This window comes from Corallincola luteus, assembly GCF_004336975.1.
Classification (GTDB): Bacteria; Pseudomonadota; Gammaproteobacteria; order Enterobacterales; family Neiellaceae; genus Corallincola; species Corallincola holothuriorum.
This window is the reverse complement of sequence record NZ_SJXE01000013.1, coordinates 1-16,483: the sequence shown is the minus strand read 5'-3', so window position 1 is coordinate 16,483 and position 16,483 is coordinate 1. Positions and strand designations below refer to the sequence as shown.

The 16,483-nt window shown below is 50.4% G+C and carries 18 protein-coding genes; 9 read left to right on the top strand and 9 right to left on the bottom strand.

The window, feature by feature from the left end; all coding sequences use genetic code 11:
* Positions 1-41 precede the first annotated feature (41 nt).
* The 6 genes from EZV61_RS17895 (at position 42) to EZV61_RS17870 (ending at position 6,597) form a co-directional block, all read left to right on the top strand.
* Positions 42-1,175, top strand: a complete 1,134-nt coding sequence (locus EZV61_RS17895; RefSeq protein WP_158537994.1) for an MlaE family ABC transporter permease — start codon at positions 42-44, stop codon at positions 1,173-1,175.
* The gene (locus tag EZV61_RS17890) at positions 1,172-1,933 is read left to right on the top strand and encodes an ABC transporter ATP-binding protein (protein ID WP_114337704.1); all 762 of its coding nucleotides are present in this window, start codon (positions 1,172-1,174) and stop codon (positions 1,931-1,933) included. Before EZV61_RS17895 ends, EZV61_RS17890 begins: the two co-directional genes overlap by 4 nt.
* A 1-nt stretch (position 1,934) precedes the next feature.
* The gene (locus tag EZV61_RS17885) at positions 1,935-2,939 is read left to right on the top strand and encodes an MlaD family protein (protein WP_131417362.1); all 1,005 of its coding nucleotides are present in this window, start codon (positions 1,935-1,937) and stop codon (positions 2,937-2,939) included.
* Positions 2,940-2,967: 28 nt separating this feature from the next.
* Entirely contained in the window at positions 2,968-3,552 is a 585-nt protein-coding gene (locus EZV61_RS17880) for a PqiC family protein (RefSeq protein ID WP_165569657.1), read from the top strand.
* Between the two features lie 80 nt (positions 3,553-3,632).
* Entirely contained in the window at positions 3,633-6,062 is a 2,430-nt protein-coding gene (gene plsB / locus EZV61_RS17875) for a glycerol-3-phosphate 1-O-acyltransferase PlsB (RefSeq protein WP_131417358.1), read from the top strand.
* A 145-nt stretch (positions 6,063-6,207) separates the two neighbouring features.
* Complete coding sequence (locus EZV61_RS17870) at positions 6,208-6,597, top strand: hypothetical protein (protein WP_114337700.1); 390 nt, start codon at positions 6,208-6,210, stop codon at positions 6,595-6,597.
* Positions 6,598-6,645: 48 nt separating this feature from the next.
* Here the strand turns inward: EZV61_RS17870 and ubiA are convergent, their stop codons facing one another.
* Together ubiA and EZV61_RS17860 are read right to left on the bottom strand one after the other, a co-directional pair.
* Positions 6,646-7,506: a 4-hydroxybenzoate octaprenyltransferase gene (gene ubiA, locus EZV61_RS17865; RefSeq protein WP_131417356.1), complete on the bottom strand. Its 861-nt coding sequence runs from the start codon at positions 7,504-7,506 to the stop codon at positions 6,646-6,648.
* Positions 7,507-7,511: 5 nt separating this feature from the next.
* Positions 7,512-8,084 carry a chorismate--pyruvate lyase family protein gene (locus EZV61_RS17860; protein ID WP_130566932.1) on the bottom strand — a complete coding sequence of 191 codons (573 nt, stop codon included), beginning with the start codon at positions 8,082-8,084 and terminating at the stop codon, positions 7,512-7,514.
* Between the two features lie 176 nt (positions 8,085-8,260).
* On the opposite strand from EZV61_RS17860, the gene EZV61_RS17855 reads away from it, so the two are divergent.
* On the top strand, positions 8,261-8,665 hold the full coding sequence (locus EZV61_RS17855; protein WP_240695235.1) for a flagellar basal body-associated protein FliL: 405 nt from the start codon (positions 8,261-8,263) through the stop codon (positions 8,663-8,665).
* Between the two features lie 52 nt (positions 8,666-8,717).
* Here the strand turns inward: EZV61_RS17855 and glpG are convergent, their stop codons facing one another.
* From glpG to EZV61_RS17820, 7 genes are all read right to left on the bottom strand, one after another.
* Positions 8,718-9,569, bottom strand: coding sequence for a rhomboid family intramembrane serine protease GlpG (glpG, locus tag EZV61_RS17850; RefSeq protein WP_165419344.1), 852 nt, complete (start codon positions 9,567-9,569; stop codon positions 8,718-8,720).
* A gap of 78 nt (positions 9,570-9,647) precedes the next feature.
* Positions 9,648-9,992 carry a thiosulfate sulfurtransferase GlpE gene (gene glpE / locus EZV61_RS17845; RefSeq protein WP_131417354.1) on the bottom strand — a complete coding sequence of 115 codons (345 nt, stop codon included), beginning with the start codon at positions 9,990-9,992 and terminating at the stop codon, positions 9,648-9,650.
* Between the two features lie 86 nt (positions 9,993-10,078).
* On the bottom strand, positions 10,079-10,285 hold the full coding sequence (locus EZV61_RS17840; protein ID WP_131417352.1) for a hypothetical protein: 207 nt from the start codon (positions 10,283-10,285) through the stop codon (positions 10,079-10,081).
* 118 nt (positions 10,286-10,403) lie between these two features.
* On the bottom strand, positions 10,404-11,432 hold the full coding sequence (gene tdh / locus EZV61_RS17835; RefSeq protein WP_130566981.1) for an L-threonine 3-dehydrogenase: 1,029 nt from the start codon (positions 11,430-11,432) through the stop codon (positions 10,404-10,406).
* A 5-nt stretch (positions 11,433-11,437) separates the two neighbouring features.
* Positions 11,438-12,634, bottom strand: a complete 1,197-nt coding sequence (locus tag EZV61_RS17830; protein WP_114337693.1) for a glycine C-acetyltransferase — start codon at positions 12,632-12,634, stop codon at positions 11,438-11,440.
* 177 nt (positions 12,635-12,811) lie between these two features.
* A complete protein-coding gene (locus tag EZV61_RS17825; protein ID WP_131417350.1) occupies positions 12,812-13,138 on the bottom strand; it encodes a hypothetical protein in 327 nt (108 codons plus the stop codon).
* Between the two features lie 124 nt (positions 13,139-13,262).
* Positions 13,263-14,099: an HDOD domain-containing protein gene (locus EZV61_RS17820; RefSeq protein ID WP_131417348.1), complete on the bottom strand. Its 837-nt coding sequence runs from the start codon at positions 14,097-14,099 to the stop codon at positions 13,263-13,265.
* 200 nt (positions 14,100-14,299) lie between these two features.
* Here EZV61_RS17820 and pyrC point away from each other — a divergent pair, with 200 nt between their 5' ends.
* Positions 14,300-15,334: a dihydroorotase gene (pyrC, locus tag EZV61_RS17815; RefSeq protein WP_131417346.1), complete on the top strand. Its 1,035-nt coding sequence runs from the start codon at positions 14,300-14,302 to the stop codon at positions 15,332-15,334.
* A 155-nt stretch (positions 15,335-15,489) separates the two neighbouring features.
* A complete protein-coding gene (locus tag EZV61_RS17810) occupies positions 15,490-16,338 on the top strand; it encodes an MBL fold metallo-hydrolase (RefSeq protein ID WP_130566924.1) in 849 nt (282 codons plus the stop codon).
* The last annotated feature ends 145 nt before the right edge of the window (positions 16,339-16,483 follow it).

Below are 16,483 nucleotides of genomic sequence, written 5' to 3'. Positions count from 1 at the left end.
ACTCAAGGACATTACGTAGGGCTTTTCAAGGTGAAAGTGACGTGCATGAGCTGAACATCAGGCGAACTGATGACGGTACTGGCTGGCTGTTAGAGTTGACAGGTGACTGGGTATTACGCCGTGGCGATCATCGGGTTGACGATCTACTACAAGCCCTAAAATCAAAAGTCACTCCAGATGAAACGCTCATATTCGTCGACGCCGACATTGGCCGCTGGAACAGTGCGCTGGTGGTGCTTATTCGCCGTGTCAGTGAATATGCAAAAGCGCATCGACTGCATGTAGATGTCAGCCGCCTACCTCAAGGCGCACAGCAGCTTCTGGCGCTGGCAGAGTCACAATCTAATGCGGCCAATAGACCAAACCAAACAACTTACCAGCCGACCTTTGCTGAGCGCATAGGTAACTCGGTCTTGGCGAGCTGGGAAAATATCTTAGTCAGTTTCAGTTTCATCGGAGCGCTGATCAGCGCCGTTGGCAAACTCTGCGTCGGCAAAGCCGAGATACGTGCCAAGGACGTGTACGACTGTATGCATGACGCTGGTCCCGCTGCCTTTGGCATTGTCGCCTTAATCAGCATCCTGATCGGCATGATCTTAGCCTTCGTTGGCGCCGTGCAGTTACAACAGTTCGGCGCATCTATCTTCGTCGCCTCTCTTGTTGCGCTGGGTATGGCACGTGAAATGGGCGCGATGATGACAGCGATTATTATGGCGGGCCGCACAGGCGCCAGTTACGCCGCGCAGTTGGGCAGCATGCAGGTGAATGAAGAGATCGACGCACTCACAACCATGGGTCTTAGACCCATCGAGTTTTTGGTACTCCCCCGCTTTATCGCGCTGCTAATCATGCTGCCGTTGCTTACCGTTTTTTCCATGGCGCTAGGTATTCTTGGTGGCGCGCTAGTATCACAGTTAATGCTCGATATCTCATTCACCCAATTTGTGGAACAGATGACCACCACGGTGCCGTTACGCCACTTCGCTATTGGCTTACTTAAAAGTGTGCTATTCGCACTGGTAATCGCTGTTGCAGGCTGTATGAATGGCATTAATTGCGGACGTAATGCAATGGCCGTGGGGCAAGCAACTACCCGCTCTGTGGTATCGGCCATCGTGTTTATTATTGTGGTGGACGCCATCGTCACCATTACAACAACATTGATCGGTATATGAAGCAAAAGCATATTGAAATACGCGATCTCACCATGGCCTACGGCGATCGCCTGATCCAACAAGATCTCAACTTCACCATTGAAGGTGGCGATATATTTATCATCATGGGGGGGAGCGGCTGCGGCAAAAGCACACTCATGAAACATATGATCGGTCTACTGACCCCTGCCAAAGGTGAAGTCTTATTCAATGACCAAGCGATGTGGAGTTGTAATGAGCAGCAACGCCAAGCGATGACCCAAAAATTTGGGGTAACCTATCAATCTGGCGCATTGATCAGTTCAATGACCTTAGAAGAGAACATCGCATTACCATTAGAGACCTATACCAACCTCACCCACAAAGATATTCGCGATCTTATTTCACTAAAGTTAACTCTGGTTGGCTTAGAGGGATATGAAAAATACTATCCTTCAGAGATAAGCGGAGGGATGGCAAAGCGCGCAGCACTGGCTCGCGCTATCGCATTAGACCCAGAGGTGTTGTTTTTTGATGAGCCTTCAGCCGGACTCGACCCGATCAGTGCCCGCCTGCTGGACGATTTAATCTTACAATTACGAGACAGTTTAGGCGCAACCGTCGTAATGGTGACCCATGAGCTGGCCAGCATTTTTGCCATCGGCACCAACTCAGTGTTTCTCGATCCAGAAACCAAAACGATGATTGCTCAAGGGGATCCCAATGAACTACTGGCAAATTGCGATGACCGTCGAGTACAAATGTTTCTGCGCCGGGGCGATTTAAAGGAGAGCAACTAAGATGGGACACAATGCGACAGCAGCACGCATAGGGATATTTGTAATTTTTGCCGCCACACTGATGGTCATCGGCATCATCATGTTCAGCTCCGACCAATTTTTCTCAAAACATGACCGCTATGTCACGGTATTCCGCGGCTCTGTACAAGGGCTGGCTAAAGGCTCACCGGTCTCATTTCAAGGAGTGAAAATCGGCGAGGTAGTTGACGTTCGTATCCATTATTCAGCTAAGAACAGTGAGTTGTTGGTACCAGTCGTGATGGATGTCAGTGCCGAGCTGTTGGATAACTTCTTTGAAGGTGTAGCACCTAAAGATATGGAGCGCGCCAATCGCGGCATCCGTGCCAAACTGGTCACCCAAAGTATGGTGACCGGCCGATTGATGGTGCAGATCGACTACGAGCCGGAACAACAAGGAGAGTTGCACCCGACCGACCTAAATTACCCTCAAATCCCAACAGTGCCGTCAGATCTGGAGCTGGTTCGACAGGCACTGTCGTCCACCTTGAGCAAAGTAGCCAAGATGCCTTTGGATGAGATCGCAAATAATCTCAATGAGTTGCTGGGACAAGTGAAGAGAATCACTGAAAGCCCGAAGTTTAATCGTGGGGTCGACAGCTTGGAAGAGGCCAGTGTGCAGCTGAACGCTCTGTTAACCCGCCTGAACCAAGACTTACCGGCGTTGAGCCAGCAGATGCAAGTCACCTTGGGGGATTTCCAACAAACAGCCAAGAATGTTTCCCATCTCAGCCAAAGCGCTGAAGCCTTAGTAGATACCAGCGCGCAAACCATCGCTCAAGGCAATGAAACATTGGCCAAGATTGATCAGACATTGGCACAGGCAGAAGCCACTCTGCTGACCTACCAACAACTGGCCGATCATGATTCACAACTCAAGGTCAGCGCGGAACAGAGCTTGAACAATCTCAATGCGACGCTTAAAAGTGCCCGCAGCTTGTTAGACACCCTGCAACGTCGCCCCGAAGCAGTAATATTTGGAAAATAAAACAGGGTCAATGCACCCCGGAGTCATTATGCGCAATCGTTTGTCTTGGATAACGGCCTTAATCATTTTCGCTGGCACCAGCCTCAGTGGGTGCAGTAGCTCAGGTCCGACCGATTACTATCTATTATCAGCCGATGCTAAAAGTGCAACTGTACCGGCACCTGATCTGGCTTTGACCGTTGGCCCTGTCTACCTCGCTGACTATCTGCAACGTCAAGGGATGGTTGCCCGAAGCACAGCAGTAAACTACCAAATCAGTGACCATGATCTCTGGGCCAGTCAGTTAGATAACGACATCAATATCGTGCTGCTCAAAAACCTGCAAACTATCACTGGCAGCTCACAGTTGCGCCCTTTCGGTGTCATCGGCGTGGCTCCACAGCCGTCCCTGCGAATAAAAATAGACAGGCTCGACAGTGATAGCCAAGGCATCGCCCGGTTAGAAGGTAGTTGGCAACTGCTGTCGAGCGACCATAAAGAGTTACGCTACGAGACCTTCGCCCTGAACACATCAGCAGAATCGACAACAGAGAGCCAAGTGAACGCCATTAGCCAGCTTATCAGTGAACTAAGTGAAGCCATTGCGAAGGCATTAACAACGGACCAGTCATGATCCAGATGCAAGCTATCTGGACGATTTTCTGCTATCTTCCGCCCAATAGTCTGGAATAAATAACTCGTTGAAATATCACTATGGCCGAGCGAAAGCGTTGGTTCCACTCCCTGCTTGAACTGCCTGTCCGCCTGTTGGTGAAAGGCACTCCTATCCCTGAAAGCCCGGTAGAAGAGCATCTGCTCGATCCGGAAAAGCCAATCGTCTATCTACTAAAAGATGACAGCCACACCGACAAAGTGGCGTTGGCGAGGCGCTGTAAGGCTTTGGGCCTGCCAGACCCATTTGAACCGCTGCAAATTGATGGCCGCGAACAGTCTCGGGTCATCTCCGTAGAGAAGGCCAGCCGTTGGCTAAACAGTGACGATGCAGGCTTACCGTTCCGTACTCAGGTACTGGGTATTTTGGAAGCGCACCGGCGTAGCGACGAGCTCGATGTACAGATCGTACCAACCGGGGTTTACTGGGGCCGTGCGCCCGGTAAAGAGAAACCATCATTACTCGCGGGGCTTGGCGACAAAAGCTCACCCAACTGGTTCCGGAAAATGATGTTGGTACTGTTGCTAGGGCGCGATAGCTTTATCCGCTTCAGCAAACCGGTATCACTGCGGCAGATGGCCGATGACTTTGGCATCAATGACCGCACCGCGCACCGTATCGTCCGAGTAGCACGGGTGCATTTCTATCGTCAACGACTAATGGTTACCGGCCCTCGACTCGCCGATCGCCAAGCGATGTTTGAGCAGATAGTTGCCACGCCAGCAATGCGCAAAGCGATCGCCGAAGAGGTACAAGCCAAAAGCAAGAGTGAAGAGGACGCCCGCGCCGAAGCGATCAAATACCTTGATGAGATCGCCGCAAACTACTCCAGTAACATGATCCGCGTGGTTGATCGCATCATGACTTGGCTGTGGAACCGTATTTATCGCGGTATCAAAGTTAGCAATGCTGAACAGGTACGCACCCTCGCACAATCCGGGCATGAGCTGGTCTATGTTCCCTGCCACCGCAGTCACATGGACTATTTGCTGCTCAGTTATGTGCTCTATTACGAAGGCTTGGTACCTCCCCATATCGCCGCTGGCGTTAATTTGAATTTCTGGCCTGCCGGTCCACTATTCCGCCGGGGCGGCGCTTTCTTTATGCGGCGCTCATTCCGTGGCAACAAGCTATATAGTGCTGTATTTCGTGAATACTTGGCCCTGCTGTTTCAAAAAGGCTATTCAGTGGAATATTTCACTGAAGGTGGCCGTAGCCGCACCGGCCGCTTGTTACCCCCCAAAACCGGCATGCTGGCGATGACAGTACAAACCCTGTTGCGTGGTGGCTGCGATCGCCCAATCACTTTGGTGCCAGTCTATTTAGGCTATGAACATGTGATGGAAATCGGCACCTACATGAAGGAGCTGAAAGGCAAGCGCAAAGAGAAAGAGAGCGCATGGCAGGTGCTAAGTGCGGTGAGAAAACTACGCAATTTTGGCCTTGGGTACGTCAACTTTGGCAAGCCGATCTCGCTAACCAACTTTATGAATGATAAAGCACCGGAATGGCGTGACTCAATCAATGAACTAGAAGTACAGAAGCCCAGTTGGTTAACGCCAACCGTTAACCAACTCAGTCAGCAAGTGATGCGCGAAATTAATAATGCCGGGGCACTGAATCCGATCAACCTGTGCGCGTTGTCACTACTTTGTGCTGAGCAACGCTCGTTAAGCCGCAAAGCGCTGGAAGCCCAGATCGCACTCTATCTAGAGCTGATCCGCCAGGTACCGTACCACAGCCAAACCACGGTACCGGAAGAGGACGCGAAGGCATTGGTAAGCCATGCGATTGAACTGGACAAATTCAGTGTAGTGGAAGACGGTATTGGCGAGATCATCAGTCTCGAAGGTAAAAACGCCGTGCTGATGACCTATTACCGCAATAACATTATTCATATGTTTGCCCTGCCCAGCCTCATCGCCAGTTGCGTGCTGAGACACCGGCAGTTAAGTGAAGAGTCCCTCTATCGTACGGTCAGCGAAATCTACCCCATGCTCAAGGCCGAGCTATTTATGGATTGGGATGAAGAAGGATTGAAGCAACAATTTGCAGGGCAGCTCAATGCGCTGGAAAACCTTGGCCTGATCACTCGCAAAGGCGAGCTATTGCAGGTGCCTGAACATCGTTCAAGTAAGCGCAATCAGCTTATTCTGCTGGCGAATATCATTCAGGAAACCCTGCAGCGCTACACCATCACTTTAGCGCAGCTCACCCACAATCCGGGTTTAGAGCGCGGGCAACTGGAGTCCAGTAGCCAGAAGATCGCTGAGCGCCTGGCTTCATTGCATGGCATCAGTGCGCCAGAGTTTTTTGATAAGAAAGTGTTCTCAATCTTTATCAGCTCGTTGCGAGAAGGCGGCTACATGGATGAGGCCGAAGGGCCAGCCAAGATAAAGAGCCTGCATCAGACCATCTCAATGTTGCTGGCGACAGAAGTACATCAAACCATTGATGAAGCCGTCGCTTAGCCTCAAAAACATGACTATTCAGATCAACAAGCGTTGCATCATGTTGATCTGAATGGCTTAAATAGATATTGCTCTTAGTATACAATCAGCACTCGATCTAAGGGACGCAGGAATCGCGTCGCCCGTTCAAATGAAAGGACGTTACATGAACAAAAAACAGAAACTGTCATTATTGGCCATGGCTGCAGGTTTGATTTCAGCCACATCATCCGCCATAGCAGAGCCTTGCACGGCACAACAAACCTCAACTGTCCACTTGACCTATATAGAAAAAATAGACTCTGTTGATGCCGGAACGTTGGTTAAACAATATACCGATCGTCTCAGAGACATCACCAAAAGCTCAGCATTCACGAATACCTCGCCTATTGCTGAGTACGTCTCTTTGCAGAAACCAGCTGACGGTGAACAGCAAGACATAGTCATATCGCTAAGTCTTAATTTTACTCATTCGTACGATGCAATTAGTCAGCTAGTGACCAGTAAAGACTACCTTTCGCTGGATATTTCCACAGAAAACTCTCTCTGCCCCTAAAGACAGAAAAAGTAAAAAGCATAATGGTGTATAGGCCTTAGATAAGGCCTACATCAGATAGCTGGTCAACAATCCTAAAGAAAGTACCCATCCGACCCGGTTATTAGCGAGGAATGCTTGAAAGCAAGCATTCCTCTCTCGCGCTTTGACCTGTACTTGTTGAGAAATAAACAAGAGTGCGGCAATTAGTAGACTTAACCAGGCAGCCCAACCTAAATCCAGCTCTGTGAATAGCAAGGCTAGCAATAGTAAAGTCATACTTTGCAATACACCGACCGCCAGTAAATCGTAACGCCCAAACAGTCGCGCAGTCGACTTGATCCCGACCTTCTCATCATCATCCCGATCAACCATGGCGTATAGGGTGTCATAAGCCACCGTCCAGCTCAGATTGGCGGCAAACAACCACCAAGCATAGCGCGGGACTTCTCCGAGAACGGCTGCAAATGCCATGGGTATAGCCCAACTAAAGGCGGCACCTAACACCACCTGCGGAAGGTTAGTAAAGCGCTTGGTAAAGGGGTAACAAGCAGCAAGGACCAGGCCACCGACACTTAATACGATGGTAAAAGTATTCAGTGTCAGCACTAATAAGAAAGCAAAAAACGACAGCACTAAGAACAATCCCAACGCCTCTTTTGCGCTGGCTTCGCCCGTTACCAACGGCCGTTGTTGGGTGCGCGTCACATACCCATCAAAGTTTCTGTCGGCAAAATCGTTAATCACACATCCAGCCGAGCGCATCAAGAACACACCCAAGCCAAATACCACCAGTAGGTGCCACTCTGGCACACCTTGAGCCGCAATCAGTAAAGCCCACAAGGTCGGCCAAAGCAGTAATAAAGTGCCAATAGGACGATCCACTCGCATCAGACGTCCATAGGCCGATAGCTTCTGCGCAATCTCCACCTTACTTACTCCTCAGCATAGGCAGCACAGTCGGGTAAAAACATTTCGCTGACCAGCAAAGCACCTGCAGGCAACAAAAAACGGGAGCGTCGTCCCCATAGATCCCTTTGCTTATCTGCGCCCCACAGCAGGGCCGATTTAGACAGCGGATGATCTGCCGCTAAATGAGTCACCTCAACGGCATCTCGCACCATACCCGGCGTGGCAAACAATAAGGCACCCAACGGCCGCTCACCAAGTTGCTGTAGCTCTTGTCCCTGAGACAGGGTAGCTAACGGCACCACCGTGCGAGCAAAGACCCAAGGTTTATCATCACAAAACAGGATAACCTCACGGACAAACCCTTCGCTGTCAGCGGTTGCTAGTTGTGACTGTTCATCCGCGCTCAAAGCCAGATAAGACTCCCCTAACACACGGACAGAGAAATCCTGACAATGTCGCTTCAAACGGGCCGTTAATGAGGTGCTATCCAACAACCAGTCAGCCATCCGCACGGAGTGCAGATCTTGTTGTTTTATGGGGCTCCATTGGGTCGTAAGACCGAAAGGAAAATGGCGAGATAACTCTTGCTTGCTCACAATCACTAAATAACTGGTAATAATCGCCGATATAGTAACAGGAACCCGTTGAAAAGCTGAATAATGGACAATAATAGTGTCAGAGTTTGATACGGAAGCTTGGCGTAAGCCATCAACCCCTTTAGACTTCCCTCAAAGAGATTAGAACCGCCGTGATTGGCAGCAGGAGAAACGTGGTGAAATGTCGGCAACTACTTATGGCCATCTGTATCAGCTTAGTGATGAGCCTGTCGTCAAAAGTGGCGTTGGCAGATGACAGTACTTTTATGTATTACGGCTTCGAGCCTGACATCATTACTAACTACCTGAGCACAGGAAAGAAAGTTGGCTTTGTTCGAGTAACCATCGAGTTGATGGCTCAAGGCGAAACCAACTTGAAAATCATACAGCACCACGCGCCGTTACTGCGTGCCGCTCTGGTTGACGTATTGGGTCGCCAGCCTGAAGACAGGGTTAAATCGTTAGCCGGACGCGAAGAGATCCGTAAGCTGTGCTTTAACACCGTCAATCAACTGCTGAAAAAGGAAACCGGTCAAGAGCTGGCAACCGAGCTACTGTTTACCAAATATATTTATCACTAAAAACACGGCCTCATAGCGCCATGGGGTGACATCGAAGGCTTGGCTGATCAGCTTATTCCGCCAAGCCTTTTTTATTGATACTACGAGTCGCCGCATAGCCAGCGCCCACCAGCAAGCCACCGAAATGCGCCATATTAGCCATCGGCGGACCAAACCAACCGAGAAAACCGATCACCAACCATATCAACATAAACCCCGTGAGTCCGGGGGTCAGCGACAATCCCACTGTTGGTGCCATCATTCCGCGTACCCAGACGTAACCAAACAGACCATAAACCACCCCTGACAAACCACCAAAGTTGGGGCCACTCAATAGAAATTGAGCGAAGTTTGGCAGCGCGGCAGTTAATAGAAACAGTATCAACAGCGGCCGGCTTCCCTCTTTCTGTTCCAGCTGTCCTCCCAGATACCACCACCACAGCGCATTCATAATCAGGTGCATAAAACTGAAATGGATAAACGCCGGCGTTAACCAGCGCCATTGCTGCCATCCAGTCAATGCGTCGATGGAAGGAAAGAACTGCAGCCAATACCGGACATAGCCCAGCATACCTAAGAAAGAGAACAGGAAAACAACAGCGCAGATAGCCAACACAATCAGGTTGACCGGCCCAGCATGGAGCAGAAAATTACGCATCAAACCGGTGCCGGGTGCACCGTAATCAAACCGCACGCCAGCGTTATCACTGCGCTCCCACGACGCTGCCATATAGCGCGGATGACTCGGGTTTTCGGCAAATTTCTGTAGCTCACTACGAACGTGGGATTCTTGCCCCGGATCGTGCAACAACAGCATTACCCCCTGCCCTTCCGGTCGCAACTGGCAAGCAATGCTTTGGGTAGCTAGATAATCAACGAAGGCTTGGGCAGCACGGGGAGAAGATAACGTGGCGATTTCTATCACAGCGACACCTAGGGTAATGAGATAACGCCATTATGCCTCACTCTGAGCGGGAACTCATACTCTGGCCGTTGCGGCCAGCTAAGGAGCGATTGGCGCGTCATCAGGATCGGGCGCCACATAGGGCAACTGGCGACGCCACGCTTCAAAACCACCATCCATGCTATACACCTGCTCGAAACCCTGCTGTGCCATATACTGCGCAGCCCCTTGGCTACTGATACCGTGATAGCAAACCACAATCAGTGGACGGTCAAAATCAGCGTCGGCCATAAAGTTCGACAATAAACCGTTGGTAAGATGAACAGATCCTTGAATATGGCCCGCAGCGAAACTGTTTTCATCACGGATATCAACCACGGTCGCCTCATCGGCATCCAGCAGTTGTTGGGTTTGCATAACATCGATATGTTGAAACTCGCTCATGACGACTCCTTCTTGGCGAAGGGAGATTCTACGTGAGCTAAGCACAGATAAACACCCAAGGAATCTAGGGGGTTAATCTAGCCCGTCTATTCGACCAGGTTAATTTTCGACTCTGGCGTCGATGACCAGCGTGATACCAGTTTCAGCATACCCGCTTCAACCCCGGAGCCTTGGCAGCCGGGACAATCGATCAGCTCACGATACAAGCCCTCGATACCGCGGTGGCTAATTAAGGTAAAGATACCTGTACCTTCACATTCGGCACACACTCGAGCCTGGCTTAGCATAGTCATTGTTCCTCTGTCGCCACAGACAAATGGGTGCCGACTCAATGTCAGCACCGCAATTGCTGTGCACTCTAGCAACCAACTACTGCAGATTTATGACCGTACGCTAAAGCAAATACTGCTGTCAGTCGCTCCAATCCAGGATCACCTTGCCACATTGACCAGAGACCATGGCATCGAAGCCAAGCTGAAAATCATTGATATCAAAACGATGGGTGATCACCGGCGAAATATTCAAACCGGACTGCAACAGGCTAGCCATTTTGTACCAGGTCTCGAACATCTCTCGACCATAAATACCTTTGATCTCAAGCCCTTTGAAGATCACCTGATTCCAATCGATAGCCATGTCCGATGGCGGGATCCCCAACAACGCAATTTTGCCGCCATGGTTCATCTTGTCCAGCATCGCGGAAAAGGCACTCGGCACACCCGACATCTCCATACCGACATCAAAACCTTCGGTCATACCCAGCTCAACCATCACATCAGACAATGATTCTTTCGCCACATTGACTACCCGACTCGCCCCCATCTGCGCCGCCAGATTCAGACGATAATCATTCACATCGGTGATCACCACATGACGAGCACCACAATGGCGGGCTATCGCCACCGCCATGATGCCGATCGGGCCTGCGCCGGTAATAAGTACATCTTCGCCAACTAAATCGAAACTTAGTGCGGTATGCACGGCGTTACCGAATGGGTCGAAGATAGACGCCAATTCATCACTGATCCCAGTAGGGATCTTGAATGCGTTATAAGCAGGGATCACCAGATAATCAGCGAATGCCCCCTGCCTATTCACGCCGACACCTACGGTATTTCGGCATAAGTGACGACGGCCGGCGCGGCAATTTCGACAGTGACCACAAGTAATATGTCCCTCTCCCGAAACACGATCGCCCTCGCTAAAGCCACGTACCTCTTGGCCCATAGCAACTACTTCACCAACATACTCATGGCCAACAATCATCGGCACAGGGATGGTGTTCTGCGACCACTCATCCCATTTATAGATATGCAGATCGGTACCGCAAATCGCTGTTTTCCGGATCTTAATCAGCAGATCGTTATGTCCCAATTCAGGTAACGGTGCCTCGGTCATCCAGATCCCAGGTGCCGCTTTGAGCTTGGCTAATCCTCGCATCATGGTCATGGGATCACCTTCAACTCTTTACCCACTTCAATAAATGCCGCGATCGCCTGATCAAGTTGTTGCTGGGTATGCGCCGCCGACATTTGTGTTCGAATGCGCGCCTTGTTCTGAGGCACCACCGGGAATGAAAAACCAATCACATAGACGCCGCGCTCCAGCATCTTGTCAGCCATAGTGCTCGCCAACTTGGCATCCCCTAGCATCACCGGCACGATGGCATGATCAGCGCCAGCTAAGGTAAAGCCCGCAGCGGCCATTTTTTCACGGAAATACGCTGCATTCTGCTTTACCTGCTGACGCAGTTCGGCACTCTCTTTTAGCAGTTGCAGTACTTCCAATGAAGCGCCGACAATGGCGGGCGCTAGGGAGTTAGAAAATAGGTAGGGACGTGAACGCTGACGCAGCCAATCGATCACCTCTTTACGCGCGGCCGTATAACCGCCAGAAGCACCGCCCATCGCTTTACCCAGAGTGCCGGTAATAATGTCGACACGCGCCATCACATCACAATACTCATGACTGCCGCGTCCCTGCTCACCGACAAAACCAACGGCATGGGAGTCATCCACCATCACCAGCGCATTGTACTTGTCTGCCAAATCACAAATGCTCGCCAGATCAGCGATCACACCGTCCATGGAAAAGACGCCATCGGTGGCGATCAGTTTGGTTTCAACACCCGCGGCATCCGCCTGCTGCAGGCACTGCTCCAGCTCCGCCATATCATTGTTGCTATAACGGAAGCGTTTAGCCTTACACAATCGCACCCCATCAATGATCGATGCATGGTTCAGGGCATCAGAAATAATGGCGTCGTTTGGCCCCAACAGGGTTTCAAACAAGCCGCCGTTGGCATCGAAACAGGAGCTATACAGGATCGCATCTTCCATCCCCAGAAAAGCGGCAAGTTCGGTTTCTAGCTGCTTATGCAGATCTTGCGTACCACAAATGAAACGCACCGAAGCCATACCAAAACCATGGCTATCAAGCGCGGATTTCGCCGCACCAATCAAGCGAGGATGATTGGCCAAGCCGAGGTAGTTATTGGCGCAGAAGTTAATCACCTCTTGTCCACCAGCCACCGCCATCGACGGCTGTTGCGCACTGGTGATCACCCGCTCATGCTTGTATAAGCCCTGCTCGGTGACGTCTTTTAGTTGTTGCTGAAGTCGATCGTAAAATGGTTGATTCATGCAGCGAGCCTCGTGGTAAAGAGCAGAAGTTAATCTACTGACTATTGTATGAGGCTAGCAGGGGTTAAGAGGATAGCGACCTAGGGTTTATTTAGGGGCGTTTTAAAGCGTGATTGTAAAGGGTGAGATACAGTGACCGATAACAAAGCAAAAAACGCGCAAGTTACTGCTCTCAACCTACATTTTTTGTTTGCCAAACTTCGTCTTCAAGTAGTTGTAGGCTGACTCAAGCAATTCATACAGCAGCACAAAAATCCACAATCCAGAAGCCAAAAAAAACAACGCTCTTAAGTGAAAAAGAATACGCTGAAAACGGCTAGATTGCTGAGGGACCGGGCTGTTTAAAGCCTCTTGACCAAACAAGCCAAGGGCACAAACATGGCAATAATGTTGTGCGCTGATGATCAGCAGCTCACGACTTGTGGTTTTTTTATCGCAACAAAAACACTTCATAACGGTCATGACTTCCAGACAATAACGCGTGCAAGAGACTGTCATCCACAATGAGCACTCCCTAAACGAACTTACGAGCCACTACTATACCCGCCAAAGTTTCTGGCGACGAGTTAGTCACCGCAAACACGGCATTAGACTGAAAATTGGCGGAAAAGATTAAGCCGTCGACGCTTTAACGATTGGCGAGCGACTCAACCAACTGCTCTAAGCTGTCTTCAGTGAGATGCAGATGCTCCGCCACTGGCTCAGCGATTTTCTCCCAGTCATGCTCGGTCACCAATGTTTCACTGGTACGCATCACCACTTGTCGTGCCACTTTCAGCACACACACCATGTCAGTGACTTTCTCGGGGGTAACCTCATCGTTAAACAGCTGTTCAGGTGTGTATTGCAGATAGATCGCTTCAGCGACCACTTCCGGTAGGTGCCATTTTTCAGCTAGACGAGCACCGATGGCAATATGACTGGTGCCATAACTGGCAATCTCTTCATCTACAACCACATCCCAGCCACTGCAATCAGCGGTGGCTTTAACCCGGCCATAGTCGTCGAAATTATGCATCATGACCGGCACGCCAGCCATATGAAACAAACCAAGCAGATAAGCATGGTCGAGGTCATCGTGCATTTCCAAGGTAGAGGCAACCGCCATGCAGGTATGTGCCACATCCGACGCGGTTTCCCAAAACGCCTCGAGCTGATAGCTATCTGCGACCATATTGCGCAGTGCAACCGACCTAACCACAGCGTAGACACGATGCAAACCCAGTAGCATGACGGCTTGATGAATTGATTCGATGGTTTTTTCGCGCTTGTAGGCGGCAGAGTTGACGATCTGTAGCACGCCAGCAGCAATGCTGACATCTTTGGCAATGGCATCACCGATCACCCGAACATCAGGATCAGTTTGCTTCAGCTCGTTGCTGACCTGAATTAATACTTCTGGTCGCGGCGGTATCACCACATTTTCCAAGACTTTGCTTTCAGACTGGCCGGTTACAATCGCCATCAACAACTCCACAAAAATAGCTACAGTAGCCAGATTAGAGCAGACCTAAGCAGTTGAAAAGTTATAGCTCACAAACTCGACAATTTGTCGGCAATTAATCGACACACAGACAACCGCCACGACACAGGTTAAAATAGGCGGATAATCGCTCGAGCCGTTTGACTAAGGCGGCCAATTTTATTGCAACCAAGGAGTAGCGCGTGGCAGATACGCTAACAATCACCCGACCAGATGACTGGCATATTCATTTACGTGATGAGGCGATGTTGGCAACCGCCGTTCCAGCCACCGCCAGAGTTTTTGCCAGAGCCATCGCGATGCCTAATCTGCAGCCTCCGGTAGTGACACCTGCAGATGCGCAAGCCTATTACCAGCGAATTCAAGCGGCTACGCCAGTAGACAGTGGTTTTACACCGCTGATGACCCTTTACCTGACCGACAACACAACGCCAGAGATGGTGCGAGAGGCTGCGGCACAAGGGATCGTGAAGGCTTGTAAGCTGTACCCAGCCAATGCCACCACCAACTCCGCTCACGGCGTGACAGATCTCGATGGGCTTGATGCCACTTTCGAAGCGATGGCTGAGGTTGGCTTATTGCTGTTGGTTCACGGTGAGGTCACCGCCGATGAAGTGGATGTATTTGATCGCGAAAAAGCGTTTATTGATGCCCATTTAAGCGTGATCGTCGCTAAATATCCGCAACTGAAGGTCGTATTCGAACACATCACCACTGGCGATGCTGCAGAATTCGTACTGGCCAGCGGTAACAACGTGGCAGCCACGATCACGCCACAACATCTCATGTACAACCGCAACCATCTTTTGGTTGGCGGAATTAAGCCACACAACTACTGCTTACCAGTACTGAAACGTAATACTCATCAGCAAGCACTGCAAGCGGCGGTTGCCAGTGGTTCCAGTAAGTTCTTCCTCGGTACCGATTCCGCCCCACATCTGCAACACGCCAAAGAAAACGCCTGTGGCTGTGCCGGGTGTTACAGTGCGCCAGCAGCACTGGAACTGTACGCTGAGATCTTCGAGCAAATCGGTGCATTGGATAAACTGGAAGCCTTTGCCAGTTTCAATGGCCCAGATTTCTACGGTCTACCGCGCAATACGGATACCGTCACCTTGGTACGTGACCCGTGGCAGATCCCTGCGACAGTAGACGTTGCTGGCAAGCCGATGGTGCCATTCTATGCCGGTGAAACATTGCAGTGGCAGGTGCGCTAAGCGTCGCCTCTGAACTGTAAAACCATCAAAAGCCCGCGACTAACGCGGGCTTTTTTGTTGCCGTTGATCGCGACAGTGAATTACATCGTAAGCTGTTCTATTAAACGGCAATCATCTATCTTGGATGAGTCATCCTCTTTATACGGAAATGCACAATGAGATCTATTTGGCTGGGTTTACTTTCTATCTGCTTTAGTTATTCGGCGCTAGCCGATGATCGCTTCGCCGATGTTGAGATAGAAAAAACTGCACTACGTAACGGCGTGTATATGCTCACCGGTTCCGGGGGCAATATTGGCGCTTCAGCCGGCACCGATGGGTTGCTCATCGTTGACGATCAATACGCGCCGTTAGCAGACAAAATCTCTGCGGTATTAAAAGAGCTATCACCGCAACCGCTGAAATACGTAGTGAATACCCACATGCATGGGGATCATACTGGTGGCAATGCCGAGTTTGGTAAATCCGCTACCATCTTCGCTCACCACCATGTGCTTGAGCGCTTGTCGCAAGATGACAGCTTGCCTCGCAGTGCGATGCCGGTCGTCACCTATGCCGACGGCGTGACTTTTCATTTCAATGACCTCACCATCGAAGTTCAGCACTACGCCAAAGGTCATACCGATGGCGATAGCGTAGTGTGGTTTAAGCAGGCCAACGTGTTGCACATGGGCGATCTGTTTTTTAACGGCAAATTTCCCTTTATCGATCTTAAACGCGGCGGTTCAGTGATGGGGTATCTAAATAACGTTAAAGCGCTTTATAGCCAAGTGAATAACGAAACTCAGATCATTCCCGGTCATGGCCCCCTCGCGGACAAAGCCGCGTTAGCAGTCAACATCGAGATGCTGGAAACCCACATTAGTTGGGTGAAAACAGCCAAAGCCGAAGGCAAGACACTCCAACAACTACTCGATGAAGGTGTGCCCGAGCAGTGGAAAAGCTGGTCATGGCGCTTTATCGATGAGAAGCGTTGGATAGAGACGTTATTTCAAGGGTTGTAACGATTCAGTTGAAGAGAAGAGAAGTTGGCACCACGTCAAATTCTCTTCGCTTGTCCGTCTAGATAGCCTAGTATCAAGTTTGAAGTGCAACAGTAGCGGTTAGTGTTCATTGAATACCTCTTCAGGTGTTTTGTAGCCTAATCGT

Bases quoted from the DNA above. Each gene is read 5' to 3' on its own strand.
- EZV61_RS17890 (WP_114337704.1), top strand. From the start codon at position 1,172: ATGAAGCAAAAGCATATTGAAATACGCGATCTCACCATGGCCTACGGC.
- EZV61_RS17885 (WP_131417362.1), top strand. From the start codon at position 1,935: ATGGGACACAATGCGACAGCAGCACGCATAGGGATATTTGTAATTTTT.
- EZV61_RS17880 (WP_165569657.1), top strand. From the start codon at position 2,968: ATGCGCAATCGTTTGTCTTGGATAACGGCCTTAATCATTTTCGCTGGC.
- plsB (WP_131417358.1), top strand. From the start codon at position 3,633: ATGGCCGAGCGAAAGCGTTGGTTCCACTCCCTGCTTGAACTGCCTGTC.
- EZV61_RS17870 (WP_114337700.1), top strand. From the start codon at position 6,208: ATGAACAAAAAACAGAAACTGTCATTATTGGCCATGGCTGCAGGTTTG.
- glpE (WP_131417354.1), bottom strand. From the start codon at position 9,992: ATGAGCGAGTTTCAACATATCGATGTTATGCAAACCCAACAACTGCTG.
- EZV61_RS17840 (WP_131417352.1), bottom strand. From the start codon at position 10,285: ATGACTATGCTAAGCCAGGCTCGAGTGTGTGCCGAATGTGAAGGTACA.
- tdh (WP_130566981.1), bottom strand. From the start codon at position 11,432: ATGCGAGGATTAGCCAAGCTCAAAGCGGCACCTGGGATCTGGATGACC.
- EZV61_RS17830 (WP_114337693.1), bottom strand. From the start codon at position 12,634: ATGAATCAACCATTTTACGATCGACTTCAGCAACAACTAAAAGACGTC.
- EZV61_RS17820 (WP_131417348.1), bottom strand. From the start codon at position 14,099: ATGGCGATTGTAACCGGCCAGTCTGAAAGCAAAGTCTTGGAAAATGTG.
- EZV61_RS17810 (WP_130566924.1), top strand. From the start codon at position 15,490: ATGAGATCTATTTGGCTGGGTTTACTTTCTATCTGCTTTAGTTATTCG.